Here is a 22,558-nt window from a genome sequence, read left to right as displayed (position 1 = left end):
GGCCCCGCGCCCGCCGCCGCCCGCGTCCGCGCCGTACCCAGACCCCTGCCACCCGGAGGCACCCCGTGACCAGCACAGCCACCACACCCGCCGCAGGGCCCGTGATCGCCCTCGACCCCTTCGTCACCGACCTCGACGCCGAGAGCGCCGCCCTGCGCGCCGCGGGCCCGCTCGCCCGGGTCGAACTGCCCGGCGGTGTGCCGTGCTACGCCGTCACCCGGCACGCCGAGGCCCGCGCTCTCCTCACCGACAAGCGGCTGGTCAAGGACATCAACGCCTGGGGCGCCTGGCAGCGCGGCGAGATAGCCCCCGACTGGCCGCTCATCGGGCTCGCCAACCCCGGCCGCTCCATGCTCACCGTCGACGGCGAGGACCACCGCCGACTGCGCACCCTGGTGGCGCAGGCGCTCACGCCGCGCCGCGTGGAGCGGATGCGGGAGCGGATCACCGAGCTGACGGACGGACTGCTCGACGCGCTCACCGCCCACGGCCCCGGCGAGACGGTGGACCTCAAGGCGGAGTTCGCCTACCCCCTGCCCATGTACGTCATCAGTGACCTCATGGGCGTCGACGAGGCCGACCACCCCCGCCTGAAGGTCCTCTTCGACAGGTTCTTCTCCACCCAGACACCTCCGGAGGAGGTCGTCGCCACCCTCGGAGAGCTGGCCGAGATCATGGGCAAGGTGGTCGCGGCCCGCCGCGCCGAGCCCGGCGACGACCTGACCAGCGCGCTGATCCTCGCCTCCGAGGACGGCGACCGGCTCACCGACGAGGAGATCGTCTCCACACTCCAGCTGATGGTCGCCGCCGGCCACGAGACGACGATCTCGCTCATCGTCAACGCCGTGGTGAATCTGTCCACCCATCCGGAGCAGCTCGCTCTCGTACGGTCGGGGGAGGCCGGCTGGGACGCGGTGGTCGAGGAGACCCTGCGCCACTCCACCCCCACCTCGCACGTCCTGATCCGCTTCGCCACCGAGGACGTCGCGGTCGGCGACACCGTGCTGCCGAAGGGCGAGGCCCTGATCGTGTCGTACGGCGCGATCGGCCGCGACGAGCAGGCGCACGGCCCGACGGCCGGGGAGTTCGACATCACCCGCACCCCGGCCCACCGGCACATCTCCTTCGGGCACGGCCCGCACGTCTGCCCGGGCGCGGCCCTGTCCCGTCTGGAGGCCGGGGTGGCGCTGCCCGCGCTGTACGCCCGCTTCCCCGGGCTCACTCTCGCCGTCCCCCGGTCGGAGCTGCGTCACAAGCCGGTCGTCACCCAGAACGATCTTCGCGACCTGCCCGTTCACCTGCGCTGATCCCCGCGCGACGGGCGCCGGCCGTCTCACTTCCTCGTCTCATCCGCCGGACAGGGACGGCCGGCACCTGTCGGAACCGACTACGCTCCGCCTCGTGGCTGAGATCCAGATTCCCGCTGACATCAAGCCCGCCGACGGCCGTTTCGGCGCGGGCCCCTCCAAGGTGCGTACGGAGGCGCTGGACGCCCTGGCCGCCACGGGCACCTCCCTCCTCGGCACGTCCCACCGCCAGGCCCCGGTCAAGAACCTGGTCGGCGAGGTACGTGCCGGAGTGCGTGACCTCTTCTCGCTGCCCGAGGGCTACGAGGTGATCCTGGGCAACGGCGGCTCCACCGCCTTCTGGGACATCGCGACCCACGGGCTGATCGAGTCGAAGTCCCAGCACCTGACCTTCGGCGAGTTCTCCTCGAAGTTCGCCAAGGCCGCGAAGCTGGCCCCCTGGCTGGCCGACCCGACCGTCATCTCCTCGGAGCCGGGCACCCACCCGGAGCCGAAGGCGGAGGCGGGCGTCGACGTCTACGCGTACACGCACAACGAGACCTCCACCGGTGTCGCCGCCCCGCTGAAGCGGGTCCAGAGCGCCGACGAGGGCGCGCTGGTGCTGGTGGACGCGACCTCCGGTGCGGGCGGCCTGCCGGTCGACATCACCGAGACCGACGTCTACTACTTCGCCCCGCAGAAGTCCTTCGCCTCGGACGGCGGCCTGTGGCTCGCCGCGTTCTCCCCGGCGGCCCTGGAGCGCGCGGCCCGGATCCACGCGTCCGGCCGGCACATCCCGGAGTTCTTCAGCCTTCCGACGGCGATCGACAACTCCCTCAAGAACCAGACGTACAACACCCCCGCGCTCTCGACCCTCTTCCTGCTGAACGAGCAGCTGAAGTGGATCAACGGCCAGGGCGGCCTCGACTGGTCGACCGCGCGGACGGCCGACTCGTCGTCGCGCCTGTACACCTGGGCCGAGGAGTCCAAGTACGCGAGCCCGTTCGTCACCGACCCGGCGAAGCGCTCGCAGGTCATCGGCACGATCGACTTCGCGGACGACATCGACGCGTCGGCGATCGCCAAGACCCTGCGCGCCAACGGCATCGTGGACACCGAGCCGTACCGCAAGCTGGGCCGCAACCAGCTGCGCATCGCGATGTTCCCGGCGATCGACCCCTCGGACGTCGAGGCGCTGACGGCCTGCGTCGACTACGTGATCGAGAAGCTGTAACCGACGACGACCGTACGGAGAGGGGCCCCGCGCACCAGGTGCGCGGGGCCCCTTTCGGTCGTCCTGGGTGCGGCCGATAACCGCGCTGTCCGAGGTGCCCCGGGATCCCTAGCATCACTGGCGATCCGGTGCGCCGCACCTGCCCGGACCGCCAATATTGACATGTTCATGTCTCAACTGACGAAGCGTGAACATGTTGCTCGGATGGACTCCCCACACGTCCTTCAAGGCCACCGACACCCACCGATCGGAGCATCATGCCCGGTGCACTGCTCACAGGCGCCGCCACCACCGTGGCCCTCGCCTCCACGCTCGTCGCCCTGCCCTCGTCCTCCGCGACCGAGCGGATCGTCGCACCGCCCGACAAGATCGTCATCGAGATCGCCACGGTGAACGGCTCGGGCTGCCCGGCCGGCACCGCAGCCGTCGCCGTGGCGCCCGACAACACCGCCTTCACCGTCACCTACAGCGAGTACCTCGCCCAGGTGGGCCCCGGCTCCAAGCCGACCGACTTCCGCAAGAACTGCCAGCTCAACCTGATCGTCCATGTACCCCAGGGCTTCACCTACGCCGTCGCCAGTGCCGACTACCGCGGCTTCGCGCACCTGGCCCGCGGCGCCAACGCCGTCCAGAAGGCCTCGTACTACTTCCAGGGATCGCCGGACACCGCGGTCAGAAACCACCCCTTCAGCGGCCCGTACGAGAACAACTGGCAGGCCACCGACACGACCGAGTGGGGCCAGCTGGTGTGGGCACCCTGCGGGGTGAAACGGAACTTCAACATCAACACCGAGCTGCGGGTCAACGCCGGAACCTCCGATCCGGCGCGGGCGAACAGCTTCATCACCATGGACTCGACGGACGGTGAGATCAACACCGTCTACCGGCTGGCCTGGAAGGAGTGCCCGGCGTAGACCGGCTCCGGGGTCAGCCCCGGCGCAGCAGCCGCTTGAAGCCGACCACCAGCGCGGTGGCGAGGCCGAGGACGACGGCACCGAGGGCGAAGTTGCCCCGCGATCCGCCGTCGTCCCCGGCTTCCGGCTTGTCGGCCGGGGCCGGCGGGCGGGAGGCCGACGGCGCCCCGCCCGCCCTCTGCTCCACCTCCACGCGGACGACGTCGCTCTGCCGCCCCTCGGAGCCGAACATCAGCGCCGACCCGTCGGTCGTGTACGTCACCGACTCCGCCTGCCCCTGGAACGGCGCGCCCACGGCGTGGTCGGCGCCGAGGCGTCCGCCCTTCCAGGCGTAGGCGCGGGCGCTGAGATAGCCGCGCAGGGTCAGTTCGTTCCCGTCGGGGGAGAAGGCGCCGTCCGTGACCCACGGGACCTCGCCGACGCGCCGGAAGACGTTCGTGCCGGACGACGAGAGCCGCGCCGGGCCCTCGTACAGCCCGCCGCCGTCCTCGTTCTTGCTGGCGATGTAGACACGGCCGGTCTTGGGATGGACCATCAGCGCCTCGGCGTTGCGGGCCCCGTCCGCGTACTTCACGTCGTACTGACGGGCCTGCACGGTCTGGTCCTTCAGTTCCTTGGGCTCCGGGAAGCGGTAGATCCAGACGTGGTCCCAGGAACCGTTGAGGTTGTCGCCGATGTCGCCCACGTAGAGGTCGCCGTCGGGGCCGAGGGAGATCGCCTCCATGTCGCGGGGCTTGCCGACGCCCTTCATGGTGAGCGTGGCGACCGTCTCGCCGGTCCTGGAGTCGATGCCGTAGATGAGCGGCGCGTCCTGGTCGTTGTGCGTCCAATAGACGCCGGGGTGGGCGCGGCTGGCCGCCAGGCCGCTGGACTCGGTGATCCTCGCGTCCTTGATCGTGAAGCGGTCGACGTCGTCGGCGGCGGCGGGCAGCGCGCCGAACAGCACGAGGGCCGCGGCACCGGTGACGTACAGAAGCGATCGCATGACCCAAGCCTGCCATGTGCGGTCCGGCGTCCCGCGGCCTCTCCGGCCCGCCGGCGAACCGCCGAATTCCGTTGGCGCCGGGCCCGCGTCCCGGGCAGCATCGGCGCATGCCGAACTTCCTGGAGACCGACCGCCTGGTGCTGCGGGCCTTCACCGACGCCGATGTGGACCGTCTGGTCGCCCTCGACCGGGACCCCGAGGTGATGCGCTTCATCAACGGAGGACGGCCGACCTCACGGGAGAAGGTCGAGTCCCGTGTCCTGCCGCAGCTGCGCCGTACGTATCCGGGGCTGGGCGCGTGCGGATACTGGGCCGCCGAGGAGCGGGCTTCGGGCACGTTCCTCGGGTGGTTCGAGTTCCGCCCGCTCCAGGACGACAGCCCTGCGGTCGTGGAGCTCGGCTACCGCCTCAACCGGGCGGCCTGGGGGCGCGGATACGCCACCGAGGGCTCCCGCGCCCTGATCCACAAGGGCTTCACCACCCTGGGCGTCGAGCGGGTGACCGCCAACACGATGGCGGTCAACTCCCGCTCGCGCCGGGTGATGGAGAAGTCCGGTCTCACGTTCGTGCGGACGTACTTCGAGGGCTGGGCCGACGTGATCGACGGCTCGGACCAGGGCGAGGTCGAGTACGCCGTCACCCGGGAGGAGTGGCCGCGCTGACCGGCGCCGCCCTCGTGGTGTCGGGGATCACGTCGCAGCCCCGACAGGCGGTCCGTCATGATGACCGCATGCGTTTCATGTTCGTCGGCGACTCCATGACCATCGGACGCGCCGGCGACTTCACCTGGCGTTATCGGATGTGGCAGCACCTCAGCACGTCCTTCGACGGCCCGTACGAGATCGTCGGCCCCCGCACCGAGCTGTACGACACGGCCGCCGACGCGCCGCTGTCCCACGCGTACGCCGATCCCGCCTTCCCCGCGCCCGCCCGCCGGCACTTGGCGGGCTGGGGCGAGGGGTGGCTGCACATGGCCCCGCTGATCGGCGGGGCGGTGACGGCGGCCGGCGCGGACGTGCTGCTGATATCGCTGGGCCTGATCGACCTGGGTTTCTACACGGACAGCGCCCAAACCGCCCTGAACGCACGCCGTTTCCTCGCCGGCGCGCGCGCCGCGAACCCGCGTGTACGGGCCGTGCTGCTGCCCGTCATCCCCAATGTGCGGGCCGAGTCCGACGCCCCGTTCGCGGCCGAGTGCGACCGTTTCAACGAGCTGCTCGCGAAGGCGGTCGCGGACCTCGACACCGCCGCCTCCCCGCTGTTGCTGGCGTCGCGCCCCGATGCGTACGACATCCACACGGACACCTACGACGGCACGCACCCGGGGCCGTCGGGGGAGCACAAACTCGCGGCGGCGTTCGCGGCGGCGATGCACCAGGCGTGGGGGCTCGGCTCCCCCTACAGCGCGGCGGCCGACGCGCCGGCGGCCCGGCTCACGCCGACCGGGTGAGCCGGTTCGCCAGGGTGGGCAGCGTGTAGGCGCCGATGCCCAGCACCACTTCCAGCGCGTTCTGGCGCGTGAAGCCGTGGGCGAAGAACCGCTCGAGCTCCTCGTCGCCGACGGCTCCGGAGGAGGCGATGACCTGGTGGGTGAAGTGCCGTACGGCTTCCAGCCGTTCCTCGCTGTCGGCCGGTCCCAGCTTGGCGAGCTTGGCCTCGTGCATGTCGATGCAGATGTGGCACTGATTGCGGGTGGCGACGGTCAGGATGACGGTCTCCCGGGCGTGCGGGTCGAGCGTGGTCTGCTCGAAGAGCGCGGTCATCTTCAGAAAGCCGTCCAGGATGTGCGGCGAGGTGGCCATGCGGGCCACCGCCTGGGGGAGGTGGCCGAGGTTCTTGGTCACGGCCTCCATGGAGCGGCGGGAGGCGGCGGGGGCGGTCTCGTGGGTGTGGTCGACGAACAAGGCATCTCCTGTGACAGCCGGGGGCGGAATAGAATGGACAACATGGTTGACGAAGTCGATGACGAAAAAGTAAACCAGGTTGTCGATCGGCACAAGGGGTTTCCGGAGGCGGGCGCCGAGGGCCGGGGTTTCGAGCTGCCCCTGCTCCTCTTCGCCGGATTCCGCACCCTCATCGACCGGCTCCACGCCCAACTCGCCCGCCAGGGCCACCCGGAGGCCAGGCCCGCCCACGGCTTCGCCATGCAGGCCATCGCGGCCGGTGGACCCGCCGGCGCGACCGCGAGCGACATCGGCCGGCGGCTCGGCGTCTCCAAGCAGGCCGCCGGCAAGACCGTCGACCGGCTGGTGGCCCTCGACTACGCCGAGCGCGCCGACGACCCCACCGACGCCCGCCGCAAACTCGTCCGGCTCACCGCGCGCGGCCGGGACGTCCTCGTCCGCTCCTCCGCGATCTTCGACGAGCTGTACGCGGAGTGGGCGGCCGCGCTCGGCACGGGCCGCGTCCGCGAGATCGAGGCCGCGCTCCGAGCCGTCGTCCCGCCCGAAACCGCCTACCGCCTCGACGCGACGAGCTGGCTCGGCGGCGCCTGACGGACGGGCCGGGACCCGCCTCCTTCGCCGGCCCCCTCACGCCGCCCTGACCGGCCCCGTTTGCGCCGGGCCCTTCCCCTACATCCGCGCGATCGCCTGCGCCACCGCGTCGCCGTAAGCGTCCCGCCCGGTCTCATTGGCATGCAGGAACCAGGGCAACCGCTGGTGCAGCAGCGTCACCGAGGGGGCCATGCCGGGCATTCAACCGCACACGCGTGGGCCGTGATCACCGCTGTGTTCAGCGCCGTCGCTCACTCCGGAGAGCGAACCGACATCGGCGACGGCGGCCGAGCGCCCCGGACCGGAAGGGCCGGGGCACTCAATGAACCGGAGCGGCTCAGGTGTTGGGCCGCTTGCCGTGGTTGGCGCCCTTCTTCTTCCGGGCGCGCCGCTTGTTGCCTCGCTTCGACATGGTGTGCGTCTCCCTGTTCGGGGGTTCTTCCATGGCCCGGCCAGTCTAGGTCGGGGCTCCCGGGGCCGCATCAGCTGACTCCGTAACCCCCTTGCCTCGAGTGCGCTCGAAGGCGTTGGCTTGGACCCCATGAAGTACACGCAGCTCGGACGCACCGGACTCAAGGTCAGCCGACTCGTCCTCGGCACAATGAACTTCGGACCGCAGACCGACGAAGCCGGCAGTCACGCGATCATGGACGCCGCGCTCGGCGCGGGTATCAACATCTTCGACACCGCCAATGTCTACGGGTGGGGCGAGAACAAGGGCCGCACCGAGGAGATCATCGGCTCTTGGTTCGCCGCGGGCGGCAGCGAACGCCGGGACAAGGTCGTTCTCGCCACCAAGGTCTACGGGAACATGACGCCCGACGGCGAGCACGTCTGGCCGAACCACGACCGGCTCTCCGCCGTGAACATCCGCCGGGCCGTCGAGGCCAGCCTCAAGCGGTTGAAGACGGACTACATCGACCTCTACCAGTTCCACCACATCGACCGCCGGACGCCCTTCGAGGAGATCTGGCAGGCCGTCGACGTCCTCATCCAGCAGGGCAAGATCCTCTACGCCGGATCGTCCAACTTCCCCGGCTACAAGATCGCCCAGGCCAACGAGACCGCCGCCCGTCGCGGCACCTTCGGGCTGGTCAGTGAGCAGTGCCTCTACAACCTGGCCGAGCGGCGTGCCGAGATGGAGGTGATCCCCGCCGCCATCGACTACGGCCTCGGGGTCATCCCGTGGTCGCCGCTCCACGGCGGGCTGCTCGGCGGTGTGATCAAGAAGGAGGTCGAGGGCGGGCGACGGGCCTCGGGGCGCTCGGCGGACGCGCTGGCGAACTCCGCGGTCCGCGCGCAGGTCCAGGCGTACGAGGACCTGCTCGACAAGCACGGCCTGGAGCCCGGCGAGGCGGCTCTGGCCTGGCTGCTCACCCGCCCCGGGGTGACCGGGCCGATCGTCGGCCCGCGCACGGCGGACCAGCTGGACTCCGCGCTGCGGGCGGTCGAGCTGGAGCTGTCGGAGGACGTCCTCGCCGGTCTCGACGAGATCTTCCCCGGCCCGGGTCCGTCCCCGGAGGCCTTCGCCTGGTAGCGCTCAGGCCCGGAAGAACGCGCGGGCGGTCGCGGTCAGCGCCTCACTGGCCGACCGCGGCCGCCACCGCGACGATCACGAACATCAGCACAAGCACACCGGCCATGATCCGGTTTCGGGTCTTCGGGTCCACCCGTTGAGGTTAACCCGCGCCCCCGAGCGGCCAGGAACCGACCGTCTCGTAGCGCGGATGCTCCCCCGCCACACCGCTCACCGGCAGCCTGCTGCGCACGAGCGCCAGCTCGGTGACCTCCCAGCGGCTGCCCTCGAAGCGGTCGAGCTCCTCCACGAACGGGCGCAGGTCGGTGTCCGTGCGGCCACGGGCCAGGGTCATATGGGCCTGGTAGCGGCGGTGCTCGTCCATCGCCACACCCGCCCGGCGGGCCGCCGCGTCGGCGCGTTCGGCCAGGAGCCGCAGCTCGTCGAGACCGCCGGCGGCGCCCGCCCACAGCGCACGGCGGCCGAAGTGCCCACCGCCGTGGACCCGCAGCGGGAACGGGTCGCTCCGGTGGGCGGCGCGGGCGAGACGGGCCTGCAGCTCGGGCACCAGCTCCTCGTCGACGTTGCCCATGAACGCCAGCGTGTAGTGCCAGCCCGGACGCCCGGTCCAGCGCAGGTCCCGCGCGCCCGGCAGGGTGCGCAGCCGGTCGACGACGCGTCCGACTTCATCGGCGACCGAGGAGGGCGGCAGCACGGCGGCGAAGAGTCTCACAGAGCTCATGGGGATCAGTCTGCCGAAAGGCGGGGCCGCGCAATAACCCTGGAGCAGCGTCCCGGGCCTGATCTAGCCTGCCCGGATGGAGATCAGAAAGGGCGGGGCCGACGACGTCCCCGCGATACTCGCCCTGTTGGACAGCGCCGTCGTGTGGCTCAACTCCCGTGGCATCACGGACCAGTGGGGGACGAACCCGTGGTCCTCCAGGCCCCGGGCGGTGCAGCGGGTCCACGACATCGTCGCCGAGGGCACCCCTTGGATCGCCGAGATCGACGGCGTGCCGGCCGGGACGCTGACCCTGACGCCGTACCCGGCACTGGAGGTCGCCCCGGTCGACGAGCCCGAGGTGTACGTCCACATCCTGGCGACGGACGCCCGCTTCCACGGCCGCGGGGTGGGCAGCGCGCTGCTCGCCCACGCGGTGGAGGAGACCCGCCGCCAGGGGATCTCGCTGCTGCGCGTGGACTGCTTCGCGGGGAGCCAGGGCCGGCTGGTCGCGTACTACGTCCGCAACGGCTTCACCCCGACGGAGACGTTCATGGTCGGCGACTGGCCGGGGCAGGTCCTGGAGCAGCGGGTGTGACGCCTGCGGAGGCCCATGCGGAAGGGCCCGGCTCGAAAGCCGGGCCCGTTCCGCCGCGCCGCAGGGCTCAGGCGGCCGTGGTCAGCCGCTCGCGCTCGACGAACCGGACCTGCGGGTGGCCCCGGTGCCAGCCGAGCGCGACCTTCAGGCCGCCGAGGCGGGCCAGGATCAGGCCGACCGCCGCGGCCGCCGTGAAGGAGATCAGACCGCCGGCCGCGAAGCCGATCCGCGGGCCGTACGTGTCGGTGATCCAGCCGAAGAGCGGGGCGCCCAGCGGCGTACCGCCCGTGAAGACCATCATGAACAGACTCATCACCCGGCCCCGCATCGCCGGGTCCGTGGCCATCTGCACGCTGGAGTTGGCCGTGACGTTGACCGTCAGGCCGAACATCCCGATCGGTACCAGCAGCGCCGCGAAGATCCAGAAGGACGGGGCGAAGGCCGCCACGATCTCCAGGACACCGAAGAGCACGGCCGCGCCGACCAGCAGCCGCAACCGGGAGGTGCCACGCCGGGCGGCGAGCAGGGCCCCGGCCAGGGAGCCGATCGCCATCAGAGTGTTGAGCAGGCCGTATGTGCTGGCCTGGCCGTGGAAGACGTCGTCGACGAAGGCCGAGAGCCAGATCGGGAAGTTGAACCCGAAGGTGCCGATGAAGCCGATGAGCACGATCGGCCAGATCAGCTCGGGGTGCCGCGAGACGTAGGACAGCCCTTCCCGCAGCTGGCCCTTTCCGCGTGGCGCGCGCTCGACCTTGTGCAGTTCGGAGGTGCGCATCATCAGCAGGCCCACGACGGGCGCGATGAAGGACAGTCCGTTGAGCAGGAAGGCGTAGCCGCTGCCGACCGCCGTGATCAGTACACCGGCGACGGCGGGACCGACGAGGCGCGCGGACTGGAAGTTGGCGGAGTTGAGGCTGACCGCGTTCTGGAGGTCCCGGGGGCCGACCATCTCGACGACGAAGGCCTGCCGGGCCGGGTTGTCGACGACGGTGACGAGGCCGGTGAGGAAGGCGGTCGCGTAGACGTGCCAGACCTGGACGTGCCCGGTCAGGGTGAGGACGGCCAGGGCGATGCCCGTGGCGCCCATCGCGGACTGGGTGAAGAGAAGCAGCGGCCGCTTGCGGAGCCGGTCGGCGAGGACGCCGCCGTACAGCCCGAAGAGCAGCATCGGAAGGAACTGCAGCGCGATGGTGATACCGACCGCGGAGGCGGATCCGGTGATGCTGAGCACCAGCCAGTCCTGGGCGATGCGCTGCATCCAGGTGCCGGTGTTGGAGACGACTTGCCCGCTTGCGAAGAGCCGGTAGTTCCGGATCCTGAGCGAGCTGAACATGGACGTAGGTGCGGTCGGTGCGGGGGCGGAGTCTGCTCCGGGTCCCGTACTCAAAGTGCGTTCGCCTCCTTGCGGCGCGCGGGGTCAGAGATGTGCGAGCTTCTCCAGGACCGGGGCGGCTGCGCGCAGCTTCGCCCATTCGTCCTCGTCCAGACCCTCCGCGAGGGTCGCCAGCCAGGCGTTCCGCTTGCGGCGGCTCTCTTCCAGCATGGCTTCCGCCTGCTCGGTCTGGCTGACCACCTTCTGGCGGCGGTCGTCGGGATGCGGCTCCAGCCGGACCAGGCCCTTCGCTTCCAGCAGCGCCACGATGCGGGTCATCGACGGCGGCTGGACATGCTCCTTGCGCGCCAGCTCGCCGGGGGTGGCCGAGCCGCACCGGGCGAGGGTGCCGAGCACCGACATCTCGGTGGGGCTCAGCGACTCGTCGACACGCTGGTGCTTGAGGCGTCGGCCCAGTCGCATGACGGCCGAGCGGAGGGAGTTCACGGCGGCCGCGTCGATGGCGTTGCCGTGGGACAGGTCAGGCATGTTCGTTAGCGTAACTCATTACCCATGCTAAAGACCAGCGGAGAGGTGCCCCTCGGGCCTTCGTGGGAGATGTGTCACCCGAATGAGTGAGCCGGATCCGGAAAGTGACGCATCCGGGACCGTTCTGCGGCGACTCTGGCCGGCATGGGATCGACAGTGCTCAGCCTGCGGATAGATGGTGAGCTGCTCGAACGGCTTCGGGGGCATGCCGCGAAACGCGGCATGAGCGTCCAGGACTATGTGGTCCGGACGCTCATGCGCGACGACTTCGACGAACGGTTCAAGGCGGCCGTCGACGAGACGGAGAAGTTCTACGGCCTCACGTGACGGGCGCGACGGGACCGGGCTCGACGTGACGGGCTCCACCGCCCCGGCTCGCTGCCCGGCTGGATCGGGGGATCAGGTCAGGCCCAGCGCCGGCATCGCGTAGTAGAAGACGAAGACCGCCGACACGATGTACATCGCGACCGGGACCTCGCGGCCCCGCCCGGCGGCCAGCCGCAGCACGCTGAAGGCGATGAAGCCGATGCCGATGCCGTTGGTGATCGAGTACGTGAACGGCATCATCACCATCGCCAGGAACGCCGGCACCGCGATGGTGAAGTCGCTCCAGTCGATGTCCTTGACCGATCCGGCCAGGATCAGGAAGCCGACCGCCAGCAGGGCGGGGGTGGCCGCCTGGGACGGGACCATCGTGGCGAGCGGCGTGAGGAACAGCGCGACGGAGAAGAGCGCGCCGGTGACCACCGACGCCAGTCCGGTCCGGGCGCCCTCGCCGACGCCGGCCGTGGACTCCACGAAGCAGGTGGTGGCCGAGGAGGACGTGGCGCCACCGGAGGCGACCGCGATGCCGTCGACGAAGAGGACCTTGTTGATGCCGGGGAAGTTGCCCTGCTTGTCCATCAGGTGCGCCTCGTCGCCGACGCCGAGGATCGTCCCCATGGCGTCGAAGAAGCAGGACAGCAGGACGGTGAAGACGAAGAGGCAGCCCGTGAGCGCGCCGACCTTCTCGAAGCCGCCGAAGACGCTGACCTCGCCCACCAGGCCGAAGTCGGGCGAGGCGACCGGGTTGCCGGGCCACTTCGGGGTGGTCAGGCCCCAGGACGGGACGGTCGCGACCGCGTCGATGACCATCGCGACGACCGTCATCACGACGATCGAGATCAGGATGGCGCCCGGCACCTTGCGGATGATCAGGGCCAGTGTGAGCAGCGCGCCGAGGGCGAAGACCAGGACCGGCCAGCCGCCGAGGTGACCGGTCGCGCCGAGCTGGAGCGGGACCGTCGTGTGGGCGACGTCGGGGATGCGTGAGACGAAGCCCGCGTCGACGAGGCCGATGAGCATGATGAAGAGGCCGATGCCGATCGCGATGCCCTTGCGCAGGCCGACGGGCACGGCGTTCATCACGCGCTCCCGCAGCCCGGTGGCGACCAGCAGCATCACGACGAAGCCGGCGATGACGACCATGCCCATGGCGTCGGGCCAGGACATCCGGGGCGCGAGCTGGAGGGCGACGACGGTGTTGACGCCGAGGCCGGCGGCCAGCGCGATAGGGACATTGCCGATGACGCCCATCAGGAGCGTCGAGAAGGCCGCGGTGAGCACGGTCGCGGTGACGAGCTGGCCGCTGTCGAGCTGGTGTCCGTACATGTCCTTGGCGCTGCCGAGGATGATCGGGTTCAGCACGATGATGTAGGCCATCGCGAAGAAGGTCGCGAAGCCGCCGCGGATCTCGCGGGCGACCGTGGAGCCGCGCTCGGAGATCTTGAAGAATCGGTCGAGCCCGCTGGTCGGCCCGTGGGGCGACGAGGGCTCGGGGGCGGGGGCCGTGGCGGGGGCCGGCGTGCTCATGCGGTCCTCTTCGAAGGTGCGAGGTTGGCGGTTCGTACGAGAGAAACCCGCCACAGGCAAACCGTTTCAGTATGAACACATGAACGGAAGCGCGTCCATCTCCGCGCGTAGACCCTTGGGCCGACTGTGTCGAAGGCCGCCCGAACGGCTCCCCCTACACTGAGCCCATGGCGAAGTGGACCCCCAAGCACGAGGCACCCGAGCCCCTGGAGGGGCCCGTCGTCGCCACCATCACCGGCGGCACGATCCTCTGGTTCGTCCTCTTCCTGGTGCAGGTCCCCTTCTACGGATGGTTCGCCGACCGCGAAGCCACCTGGTGGGTCTGGACCTGCCTCGCGGGCGCGGGCCTCGGACTCATCGGCATCTGGTACGTGCGGGGCCGGGACGCGGCGATCAAGCGGGCCGAGGCCGAGCGCGGCGCCCCCGACGCCGGCGCGTAGTCCCACGGGACCCTCTCCGTCCTCCCCGGGTCCGGTCTTCGGCCCGCTCGGGGGGTGAACCCGCGCGGACGCCCGTAACGTCGAAAACATGACTCAGCGGGCCAAGATCGACACGGACGGACCCGAGCCCGGCGGCGCGGGCATCGCGGCCGGGGCCGAGCTCGACCCCGTCCATCCGGTGCCACCTCCGGTGCGGCACCGGCCGGGCGGGCTGACCTCCGCCGAGATCGCCGAGCGGGTCGCGCGGGGCGAGGTCAACGACGTACCCGTGCGCAGCAGCCGGTCCACCGTCGAGATCGTCCGCGCCAACGTCCTCACCCGCTTCAACGCCATCATCGGCGTCCTCTGGGTGATCATGCTCTTCGTGGCGCCGATCCAGGACAGCCTCTTCGGCTTCGTGATCGTCGCCAACACCGGCATCGGCATCATCCAGGAACTGCGCGCCAAGAAGACCCTCGACGGTCTCGCCGTCATCGGCGAGGCCAGGCCCACCGTCCGCCGCGACGGCGTCTCCGCCGAGGTGACCACCTCCGAGATCGTGCTCGGCGACCTCATCGAACTCGGGCCCGGCGACAAGGTCGTGGTCGACGGCGAGGTCGCCGAGGCCGACAGCCTGGAGATCGACGAGTCGCTGCTGACCGGCGAGGCCGACCCCGTGACGAAGAAGCGCGGCGACCGGATGATGTCCGGGTCGTTCGTCGTCGCCGGCGGCGGCGCGTTCACGGCCACCCGGGTCGGCCGGGAGGCGTACGCCGCCCAGCTCGCCGAGGAGGCGTCCCGCTTCACCCTCGTCCACTCCGAGCTGCGCTCCGGCGTCTCCACGATCCTCAAGTACGTGACGTGGATGATGGTCCCGACGGCGCTGGCCCTGATCATCAGCCAGCTCGTGGTCAAGGACACCAACATCAAGGACTCGATCGCCCGCACCGTCGGCGGCATCGTGCCGATGATCCCCGAAGGGCTCGTCCTGCTCACCTCCGTCGCCTTCGCGATCGGAGTGATCCGGCTCGGCCGCAAGCAGTGCCTCGTACAGGAGCTGCCCGCCATCGAGGGCCTGGCCCGGGTGGACGTCGTCTGTCTCGACAAGACCGGCACGCTCACCGAGGGCGGCATGGACGTCACCGAACTGCGGCCCCTCGACGGCGCGGACGAGACGTACGTACGCAAGGTGCTCGGCGCGCTCGGCGAGTCGGACCCGCGCCCCAACGCCTCGCTGCAGGCGATCATCGACGCCTACCCGGACAGTGACGACTGGCGCTGCACCGAGTCGCTGCCCTTCTCCTCCGCCCGCAAATACAGCGGCGCCGCCTTCAGCGAGGGCGACGGCGAGAACTCGACCTGGCTGCTCGGCGCGCCCGACGTCCTGCTCCCGGACGACGACCCCCTTCTGACCGACATCGACCGTCTCAATGAACAAGGTCTGCGTGTCCTGTTGCTCGCCCGCTCCTCGCGTGCGCTGGACGACCCGGACGTGGCCCGCGAGGCCCGAGCCACCGCTCTGGTCGTGCTGGAGCAACGGCTGCGGCCCGACGCGGCCGACACCCTCACGTACTTCGCCGACCAGAAGGTCGCCGCCAAGGTCATCTCCGGCGACAACGCGGTCTCCGTGGGAGCGGTCGCGGGGAAACTCGGCCTGCCCGGCGCCGACAACACCGTCGACGCCCGCCGTCTGCCCACCGAGCAGCAGGACATGGCGAGGGCCCTCGACGACCACGCGGTCTTCGGCCGGGTCACCCCCCGGCAGAAGCGGGACATGGTCGGCGCGCTCCAGTCGCGCGGCCACACCGTCGCGATGACCGGTGACGGCGTGAACGACGTCCTGGCCCTCAAGGACGCCGACATCGGCGTCTCGATGGGCTCCGGCTCGGAGGCGACCCGGGCCGTCGCCCAGATCGTCCTCCTCAACAACAGCTTCGCGACGCTGCCTTCGGTGGTGGCCGAGGGCCGGCGCGTCATCGGCAACATCACCCGTGTGGCGACCCTCTTCCTGACGAAGACGGTCTACTCGGTGCTGCTCGCCGTCCTCGTCGTCTGCTCCCAGGTCGAGTACCCGTTCCTGCCCCGCCACCTGACCCTGCTGTCCACGCTCACCATCGGCGTCCCCGCCTTCTTCCTGGCCCTGGCCCCCAACAAGGAGCGCGCGAAGCCGCACTTCGTCCGCCGGGTGATGAGGTACGCCATTCCCGGCGGCGTCATCGCGGCGGGCGCCACCTTCCTCAGCTATCTGCTGGCCCGCTCGCACTACAGCGGTCCGGGCGCGGTGGACGCCGAGACGAGCGCGGCGACCCTGACGCTGTTCCTGGTCTCCATGTGGGTCCTGGCGATCGTCGCCCGCCCCTACACGTGGTGGCGCGTCGGTCTGGTGGCGGCGATGGGTGGGGCGTTCCTGCTGGTCCTGGTGGTGCCCTGGCTGCAGGACTTCTTCGCCCTGAAGCTGGTGGGGGTGACCATGCCGTGGACGGCGGTGGCGATCGCGGCGGCGGGGGCGGTGCTGCTGGAGGTCGCGTGGCGGTGGGTGGACCGCAGATTCGCGGCGTGAGCCCCGCCCGGTGTCCAGTGCCCCACGCACCCGGTGACGTCCGGGCACGACGAAGGCGGCACGGTGAAGGGCCCCGGTCGGGAAGACCGGGGCCCTTCACCGTGCCGTGCGGCGGCGTCAGTCGAACCAGCGGTCCCGCGCCAGTTCCGCCGTCCGTGACGGGTCCTCCAGGAGCGCCGCCACCTCGAAGCGGCGCGGCCACTGGCCCGCCGCCCAGGCGAGACCCGCCGCCACGCCCTCCAGAGTGGCCGCGTGGATGACCCCGTCCGGGGTGCGGCGCCAGTCCAGTTCGGTGCCGCCCGCGAGGAGTTCGTCGTGCTCGACGAACGAGTCGGGGGTGGCCGGGCCGAGCAGGGCGTGGACCGAAGGCGGTACGTCGTGCTCCTCGCCGACCGAGGTGACCTCCGCCTCGACCGTCTCGCCGAGGCGCCGGACCTGGAACAGCTCGGCCAGGTCGGCGGCGCGCGACGGCGCCACCGGCAGCAGCGCCAGGCCCCCGGCGAGCGGCAGCAGGTCGGGGGCGTCGGCGACCAGGGCGTCCGCCGCGTCGACCACCCGGATCTCGCCGTCGACGACCGCGCGCAGTTCGTCGGGGAGCGTCACCTGCTCGGGATCCAGGTCGGCGAGGGCCGTGTAGAGGGCGTGGAGCTGGGCTCCGGTCACCTCGCGGGACGGGTCGGCGAGACGGGCCAGGAGCTCCGCCGCGCCGCCGGGCTCGTCGAGGAGCACGGCGACCGAGGTCCGTACGCCCAGCGCCTTCAGGACCTGCTCGTCCTCGAAGCCGGTCGCGTCGACGGAGTCGTACAGGCCCGCGAGCAGCGGGTCGGTGCCGGCCGCCCGAAGTCCCGCCGGCCGCCTGCCGTCCAGCACGGGGTGGTCGCGCAGCCACCACGCGGTGTAGGACCGCACGGTCTCCGTCGTGCCGTCGGGCAGCAGGACCCGTACGGGCTGGGTGAGCGCGTCCCGCAGCGGCGGCAGGGCGAGCAGGGCGAGCGCCTGCGGCCAGGCGTCGTCGTCGACCAGGTCCAGGTCCCGTACGGCGACGATCTCCGTCGCCACGGGCGGCACCGGCGTCTCCGGCAGCCGGTCGAGGACGTCCTCGCACCACACGTCGACGGCGTCGAGCAGGCCCACGTCGTCGGGTTCGGCGAAGTCGCCGTCGCGCGGCTCGAGTTCGTCGGGGTCGAGGACGACGTCGGTGGCCCGCACGAGCGTGAACCCGGCCAGCACCCCGCACGCGGCGAGCGGCTGCTCGCCCCAGCGGTCGGCCAGCTCGGCGTCGCACAGGGCCAGTTCACCCTCGCGCATGACGGCGGCGAAGGCGCTGCCGGGCAGCACCAGTTCACCGGCCGGGGCCGGCTCCCCGTCCTCGTCGGGCAGGGCAAGCGCACCCAGCCACGGTTCGTCGCCGGGCTCCAGGTCCGCGTCGCGTACGAGAGTGAGGACCGTCTCCGCCAGCTCCTCGGCGTCCAGGGCGTCCTCGTCCCAGATCTCCCCGGCGTCGAGGGACGCGGCGACCGCGGCCCGCACCTGGGGGGTCGTCAGAACCGCCCGGGGCGTCGCCGGCAGGGCGCCGAGCTTCTCCAGGAGCGGGTGCGCGGCGTCCGGGTGGGCGACCTTGAGACCGAGGCGGGCCAGGTCGGTGGGCGTCTCGGGCAGCGGGACGAGGACCTGGCGGGGGCCGATGGTGGTGCGGGGCGTGCGCCGCGGGGCGGCGTCCAGGGCGTCCTCGTCGGCGCCGTCCGCGTCCGCGAGCGGCACCGGGAGGCCCGTGAGCCGGTCCGGGTCGACCCCGGCGAGGCTGTCGTAGAGCCGCCACCACCAGCCCGGTTCCCGCTCGATGCCCGCGAGGCGGTCGATCGCCTCGGTCAGCGGCAGCCGGGCGACCCCGAGGGTGCGCAGCTCGACGCGGCGCTCCAGGCCCGCGGGAAGCAGCGTCGGCAGGACCTCGGCCAGGACGCGTACGGTGTCGGCGCCCGCGCCCTCGACGACCTCCGCCTCGATGGGGCGCAGGGCGTGCGGGACCTCGCGGCGCGGCCCGACCGGGGCGGCGTCGGTCCCGTACGTCTCGGCGTACGCGTCGTCGGCCGGCTCGGCCTCGTCGCCGTCGCGCAGGCTCTCCGCGGCGGGCGCGAGGAAGGCGACCCGGCCCAGCCGCTCCAGGACCGCCTGTCGCAGCGCGCCGTCCAGTTCGCCCTTGCCGAGCGGCCCCGGCACGAGGTCGATGGTGGCGACGGACACCGGCTCCCACTCGGCGAGCAGCTCGGCGTAGGCGTCGGCCGCGCGCTGCACCAGGAAGTCGGTGAGCGGACCGGGCGCCGGGTGCCGGCGGGTGGTGTCCAGCGGCAGCGAGGCGATCAACAGGGCCGGGACGCCGAGCGGTTCGTCGGTGGGGGTGGGCGCGTGCACCACCGGGGCGGTCGTGGGGTGCCGGGGGGAGCCGTCGGTGTCGACCGGCACCGCCCATACGACCGACCAGTGGGGACGCAGGCGCTCCTCGACGGGCCGGTCCTTGAGGAGGTCCGCGTCGAGCGGGCCGCCGGCGGCGTTGACGCGCCAGCGGTTCGTCCCGTCGAGGCTGTCGTCGATGTGGACGTACGGGCCCTGCTGGGAGCGGCGCAGCACCCGCACGCGCTCGCCGTCGTCGACCACGATCTCGGAGAGGCCGGGGAGCGTCAGCAGCAGGGCGTCGTCGATGGAGCGCAGCAGCCGCTCGGCCAGGTCGACGGCGGCCGCGTCCCGCAGGGGCAGCACGACGACGGTGTCGTAGCCGTCGGGTGCGGTGCCCTCGGCGGGCAGCGGGAGCCGCAGCAGCGGCACATGGCCGTCACGGCGGCGCAGTTCGTCGCCGAGCCCGGGGCTGGCCTGCGCGGCCTTGCGGGCCAGCTCGGCCGCCTCGGCCAGGGACCAGCGGACACCGCCGTGCCGGCCGAGGACGGCCGGCTCGTCGCTGACGGCCAGGACGGCGGCGAAGCCGACACCGAACCGGCCCACGGCGGCGGTGTCGTTCTCCCGCTTGGCCGAGGCGCGCAGGGTGCTCAGTGATTCCACGCCGGTGGCGTCCAGGGGGGCGCCGGTGTTGGCGGCCGCGAGGACGGCGGGCCCGTCGGGGCCCGCCGGGTGCAGCGTGAGGCGCAGCCGCCCGGTGACTCCGGCGCGTCCGGCGGCGTCGGCGGCGTTCTGGGCCAGCTCCACGATGAGCCGGTCCCGGTAGCCGCCGAGCGCCAGGTCCTCCTCGGCGTTGGCGTCCTCCCGGAACCGGGCGGGGCTGGCGCCCCACGCGTCGAGCACCCCGCGCCGCAGCCGCGCCGTACCGAAGGGGTCGGCTCCGTCCGTCGTCCTGACGCTCACGCTGTGACTCCGCTCTGTCCGTGCCGCCCGGGAAGGGGCCGCGGCCCGAAGGTATCGCGCCGGTGCGCGAATCAATTCTGGAGTCATCCGTGAGCGGGCGGCGGCAGGCGGAACCGGCCCCACCGGTTCGCGGGAGCGCGCGCACGGACGCACGCCCGGGCGCGGACGCGCGCCGGGCGGGTCAGGGCGTGTGAGGCCCGGGCCTACGAGTGGCCCAGATCCTCCGACTCGCCGTCCGCCTGCGGCGGCACCGAGCCGCTGTCGCGGTCCGGGCGCAGCGGGAAGGCGTCGGTGGCCATGGAGTCCAGGGCGTGCGGCGCCGGACGCGGCGGCTTCGGCATGACCGCGGCCTCCGAGTGCCCGCCGCAGCCGTAGGTCAGCGAGACGACGTGGCCGTCCGCCGGGGAGAACTCGTTGGCGCAGATGCCGAACGCCTGCTTGAGCGAACCGCCGAGCGGCACCAGGAAGCCACAGGAGAGGCAGGAAGCGGGAGCGGCCTGCGCCATCGGCGTCTTCGCGCCGTACGCCTCGTCCCAGCGGTCCGCGGCCACGTGCAGCCCGTACCGGGACAGCACCCGGGCGCGCCGCATGCCGAGCTCCTCCGCCACGGCGGCGATCGAGCCCCGCGCGGGGGTACGGGAGACGAACTCGGCGTCCTCGGCGTCGACCCGCTCCGCCATCTCCTCGGAGACCGCGGAGTCCGGCGGCGGCACGTCGTCGCCGCTGTAACCGGGCTCCAGGCGCAGATCGTCCGCCTCGGTCGGCAGCAGATCCCCGGGACCGAGGTCGCCGGGCCGCAGTCGCTCGCTCCACGGCACCCACTCGGGGGCGAGCAGCGCGTCGGGTCCGGGGAGCAGGACGGTTTCGTCAAGGGTGACGTTCTTGGCCCGGGAGGCGCGCGTGACCGTGACGGCCCAGCGCCAGCCCCGGTAGCCGAGTTCCTCGCAGTCGAAGAAGTGCGTGACGACCCGGTCGCCCTCGGCGACCGTCTCGACATGCTTCCCGACGACGCCGGGAGCGGCGGCCTCCTCGGCGGCCTCCCTGGCGAGGTCTACCGCCTCGGCGCACAGGCGGTCGGGGGTACGGCTTCGCGTCGTCGCAGCACTCACAGGTCTCGCTTCTCTCCTACGCCGTCTCACGGGTGCGCCGGCCGAGTCACGGAGTACGAGCGGCGGGCGGAGCGGACCAAAGGGCCGCATCGACGTCCGCGCCCGACTTGTCTCGGGCACACCTATCGTCATCCATTCTGCGGGATGCCGAAGAGGCGCGCGGCCGGGAACTTCCGCCGGTGGCGCGCTACGCACGCTACCCCCTCTGCCGCCCGCCGCCCACCTGCCCGTCCCAAGTGGCCCGCATCGCGGTTCGGTGGCGAGAGGGTTGGGGCACTATGACGGGGTGGCAGCCGCCAGGTCGTCCGACGCTGCCGGGCCGCTCCGCAGAGCGGGCCGGTCGGTCGGCCGTGCCCTGCACCGGCCCTTCACGGGCACGGCCCGGGGCATCCGCAGGGCCACCCACGCGCACGGCGCGGGCGAGTCGGGTCTGGGCAAACTGATCGAACTGCACGCCGTCAACGGCGCCGGTGACGTCATGATCACGGTCGCGCTGGCGTCCACGGTCTTCTTCTCCGTACCGACGGACGAGGCGCGCGGACGCGTGGCGCTCTATCTGGCCGTCACGATGGCACCGTTCACTCTGCTCGCCCCCGTGATCGGCCCGCTCCTGGACCGTGTCCCGCACGGCCGCCGGGCGGCGATGGCGGGCGCGATGCTGACCCGCGCGGTGCTGGCCCTGACGATGTCCGGCGCGGTGGCCACGGGCGGCCTGGAGCTCTATCCGGCGGCGCTGGGGGTCCTCGTGGCCTCCAAGGCGTACGGAGTGGTCCGCAGTGCCGTCGTGCCCCGTCTGCTGCCACCACGCTTCGCGCTGGTCAAGGCGAACTCCCGGGTGACGCTCGCCGGGCTCCTCGCCACCGGAGCGGCCGCCCCGGCGGGCGTGGGGCTGCAGCGCATCGGACCCGAGTGGCCGCTGTACGGGGCGTGCGCACTGTTCCTGCTGGGGGCGTACTGGGCGTTCACGCTCCCCCACAAGGTGGACTCGGCAAAGGGCGAGCGCAAGGCCCACATGCTCACCCACGGCGAGAAGAAGCCGAGCCTGCGGACCGTGGGCCCGTCCGTCCTGCACGGCCTCCAGGCCAACGCGGCGCTGCGCACCCTCTCCGGTTTCCTGATCTTCTTCCTGGCCTTCCTGCTGCGCGACCACCCCCTGTCCGGGCAGAGCGCGGCGGTGTCCCTGGGCATCGTGGGCGTCGCGGCGGGGGTCGGGAACGCGCTGGGCACGGCGATCGGGTCGCTGCTGCGGGACCGGGGCCCCGAGCTGATCATCGCGACGATGCTGGCGGTGGCCCTGACCGCGGCGGTCTGCGCGGCGATCTTCTTCAGCGGGGTGATGGTGGCGGTCCTGGGCGCGGTGGCGGGCCTCTCGCAGGCACTGTCGAAACTCTCCCTGGACGCGGTGATCCAGCGGGACGTGCCCGAGACCGTCCGCACCTCGGCCTTCGCCCGCTCGGAGACGCTGCTCCAGATGTCCTGGGTGGTCGGCGGCGCGATCGGTATCTCCCTGCCGCTGAACGGTTCCGTGGGAATGGGCGTGGCCGCGGGAATCCTGGCCCTGGGCGTGGTGATCTCGGTCCGGGGCCTGCTGTGGGCGGCGAAGGGCGGGGCCCCGGACAGGCCACGCAGGCCACGGGTGGCGTAGCGGCGGCGCCACG

General features: G+C 71.9%; 21 protein-coding genes. 12 read left to right on the top strand and 9 right to left on the bottom strand.

Annotated elements, in window-relative coordinates; genetic code table 11:
* Window positions 1–65: 65 nt before the first annotated feature.
* The 3 genes from ACZ7J0_RS21615 (at window position 66) to ACZ7J0_RS21605 (ending at window position 3,434) form a co-directional block, all read left to right on the top strand.
* The gene (locus tag ACZ7J0_RS21615; RefSeq protein WP_470889662.1) at window positions 66–1,307 is read left to right on the top strand and encodes a cytochrome P450 family protein; all 1,242 of its coding nucleotides are present in this window, start codon (window positions 66–68) and stop codon (window positions 1,305–1,307) included.
* Window positions 1,308–1,401: 94 nt separating this feature from the next.
* Window positions 1,402–2,520 carry a phosphoserine transaminase gene (gene serC / locus ACZ7J0_RS21610; protein WP_470889659.1) on the top strand — a complete coding sequence of 373 codons (1,119 nt, stop codon included), beginning with the start codon at window positions 1,402–1,404 and terminating at the stop codon, window positions 2,518–2,520.
* Between the two features lie 257 nt (window positions 2,521–2,777).
* Entirely contained in the window at window positions 2,778–3,434 is a 657-nt protein-coding gene (locus tag ACZ7J0_RS21605; RefSeq protein WP_470889657.1) for a DUF4360 domain-containing protein, read from the top strand.
* 13 nt (window positions 3,435–3,447) lie between these two features.
* Here ACZ7J0_RS21605 and ACZ7J0_RS21600 read toward each other — a convergent pair whose 3' ends face one another.
* A complete protein-coding gene (locus ACZ7J0_RS21600) occupies window positions 3,448–4,419 on the bottom strand; it encodes a WD40 repeat domain-containing protein (protein ID WP_470889655.1) in 972 nt (323 codons plus the stop codon).
* Window positions 4,420–4,526: 107 nt separating this feature from the next.
* On the opposite strand from ACZ7J0_RS21600, the gene ACZ7J0_RS21595 reads away from it, so the two are divergent.
* Together ACZ7J0_RS21595 and ACZ7J0_RS21590 are read left to right on the top strand one after the other, a co-directional pair.
* A complete protein-coding gene (locus ACZ7J0_RS21595; protein WP_470889653.1) occupies window positions 4,527–5,081 on the top strand; it encodes a GNAT family N-acetyltransferase in 555 nt (184 codons plus the stop codon).
* Between the two features lie 68 nt (window positions 5,082–5,149).
* Window positions 5,150–5,869 (top strand): GDSL-type esterase/lipase family protein, encoded by a 720-nt coding sequence (locus ACZ7J0_RS21590; RefSeq protein WP_470889650.1) that lies wholly within the window; start codon window positions 5,150–5,152, stop codon window positions 5,867–5,869.
* On the opposite strand, the gene ACZ7J0_RS21585 is transcribed toward ACZ7J0_RS21590, so the two are convergent.
* Window positions 5,853–6,323, bottom strand: coding sequence for a carboxymuconolactone decarboxylase family protein (locus ACZ7J0_RS21585; protein WP_470889647.1), 471 nt, complete (start codon window positions 6,321–6,323; stop codon window positions 5,853–5,855). The two genes, ACZ7J0_RS21590 and ACZ7J0_RS21585, sit on opposite strands and share 17 nt — an antisense overlap.
* Window positions 6,324–6,365: 42 nt before the next feature.
* Between ACZ7J0_RS21585 and ACZ7J0_RS21580 the strand changes: the two genes are divergently transcribed.
* Complete coding sequence (locus tag ACZ7J0_RS21580) at window positions 6,366–6,914, top strand: MarR family winged helix-turn-helix transcriptional regulator (RefSeq protein ID WP_470889645.1); 549 nt, start codon at window positions 6,366–6,368, stop codon at window positions 6,912–6,914.
* A gap of 337 nt (window positions 6,915–7,251) precedes the next feature.
* Here ACZ7J0_RS21580 and ACZ7J0_RS21575 read toward each other — a convergent pair whose 3' ends face one another.
* Complete coding sequence (locus tag ACZ7J0_RS21575) at window positions 7,252–7,326, bottom strand: 50S ribosomal protein bL37 (protein ID WP_372460710.1); 75 nt, start codon at window positions 7,324–7,326, stop codon at window positions 7,252–7,254.
* A gap of 129 nt (window positions 7,327–7,455) precedes the next feature.
* On the opposite strand from ACZ7J0_RS21575, the gene ACZ7J0_RS21570 reads away from it, so the two are divergent.
* Window positions 7,456–8,451, top strand: coding sequence for an aldo/keto reductase (locus ACZ7J0_RS21570; RefSeq protein WP_470889643.1), 996 nt, complete (start codon window positions 7,456–7,458; stop codon window positions 8,449–8,451).
* Between the two features lie 142 nt (window positions 8,452–8,593).
* On the opposite strand, the gene thpR is transcribed toward ACZ7J0_RS21570, so the two are convergent.
* A complete protein-coding gene (gene thpR, locus ACZ7J0_RS21565) occupies window positions 8,594–9,163 on the bottom strand; it encodes an RNA 2',3'-cyclic phosphodiesterase (protein ID WP_470889761.1) in 570 nt (189 codons plus the stop codon).
* 85 nt (window positions 9,164–9,248) lie between these two features.
* Here thpR and ACZ7J0_RS21560 point away from each other — a divergent pair, with 85 nt between their 5' ends.
* Window positions 9,249–9,749: a GNAT family N-acetyltransferase gene (locus ACZ7J0_RS21560; protein ID WP_470889641.1), complete on the top strand. Its 501-nt coding sequence runs from the start codon at window positions 9,249–9,251 to the stop codon at window positions 9,747–9,749.
* Window positions 9,750–9,816: 67 nt separating this feature from the next.
* Here ACZ7J0_RS21560 and ACZ7J0_RS21555 read toward each other — a convergent pair whose 3' ends face one another.
* Both ACZ7J0_RS21555 and ACZ7J0_RS21550 read right to left on the bottom strand, forming a co-directional pair.
* Window positions 9,817–11,136, bottom strand: coding sequence for an MFS transporter (locus ACZ7J0_RS21555; protein WP_470889639.1), 1,320 nt, complete (start codon window positions 11,134–11,136; stop codon window positions 9,817–9,819).
* A gap of 30 nt (window positions 11,137–11,166) precedes the next feature.
* A complete protein-coding gene (locus ACZ7J0_RS21550) occupies window positions 11,167–11,610 on the bottom strand; it encodes a MarR family winged helix-turn-helix transcriptional regulator (protein ID WP_468711985.1) in 444 nt (147 codons plus the stop codon).
* 144 nt (window positions 11,611–11,754) lie between these two features.
* Between ACZ7J0_RS21550 and ACZ7J0_RS21545 the strand changes: the two genes are divergently transcribed.
* Window positions 11,755–11,937 carry a ribbon-helix-helix protein, CopG family gene (locus ACZ7J0_RS21545; RefSeq protein WP_468711986.1) on the top strand — a complete coding sequence of 61 codons (183 nt, stop codon included), beginning with the start codon at window positions 11,755–11,757 and terminating at the stop codon, window positions 11,935–11,937.
* 72 nt (window positions 11,938–12,009) lie between these two features.
* Here ACZ7J0_RS21545 and ACZ7J0_RS21540 read toward each other — a convergent pair whose 3' ends face one another.
* Complete coding sequence (locus ACZ7J0_RS21540; protein ID WP_470889636.1) at window positions 12,010–13,461, bottom strand: NCS2 family permease; 1,452 nt, start codon at window positions 13,459–13,461, stop codon at window positions 12,010–12,012.
* Window positions 13,462–13,628: 167 nt separating this feature from the next.
* On the opposite strand from ACZ7J0_RS21540, the gene ACZ7J0_RS21535 reads away from it, so the two are divergent.
* The gene (locus tag ACZ7J0_RS21535) at window positions 13,629–13,901 is read left to right on the top strand and encodes a DUF2530 domain-containing protein (RefSeq protein ID WP_470889635.1); all 273 of its coding nucleotides are present in this window, start codon (window positions 13,629–13,631) and stop codon (window positions 13,899–13,901) included.
* A gap of 88 nt (window positions 13,902–13,989) precedes the next feature.
* Window positions 13,990–16,440 (top strand): HAD-IC family P-type ATPase, encoded by a 2,451-nt coding sequence (locus tag ACZ7J0_RS21530; protein WP_470889633.1) that lies wholly within the window; start codon window positions 13,990–13,992, stop codon window positions 16,438–16,440.
* A gap of 117 nt (window positions 16,441–16,557) precedes the next feature.
* Here ACZ7J0_RS21530 and ACZ7J0_RS21525 read toward each other — a convergent pair whose 3' ends face one another.
* Together ACZ7J0_RS21525 and ACZ7J0_RS21520 are read right to left on the bottom strand one after the other, a co-directional pair.
* Window positions 16,558–19,791, bottom strand: a complete 3,234-nt coding sequence (locus ACZ7J0_RS21525) for a sacsin N-terminal ATP-binding-like domain-containing protein (RefSeq protein WP_470889631.1) — start codon at window positions 19,789–19,791, stop codon at window positions 16,558–16,560.
* A gap of 203 nt (window positions 19,792–19,994) precedes the next feature.
* Window positions 19,995–20,900, bottom strand: a complete 906-nt coding sequence (locus ACZ7J0_RS21520; RefSeq protein WP_470889629.1) for a DUF3027 domain-containing protein — start codon at window positions 20,898–20,900, stop codon at window positions 19,995–19,997.
* 286 nt (window positions 20,901–21,186) lie between these two features.
* Between ACZ7J0_RS21520 and ACZ7J0_RS21515 the strand changes: the two genes are divergently transcribed.
* Window positions 21,187–22,545: an MFS transporter gene (locus ACZ7J0_RS21515; RefSeq protein WP_470889628.1), complete on the top strand. Its 1,359-nt coding sequence runs from the start codon at window positions 21,187–21,189 to the stop codon at window positions 22,543–22,545.
* Window positions 22,546–22,558 lie beyond the last annotated feature (13 nt).

The sequence above is a fragment of the Streptomyces sp. NPDC038280 genome, assembly GCF_055600045.1.
Note: the sequence above shows the minus strand (reverse complement) of the source record. Positions and strands in the feature narration are given on the sequence as shown.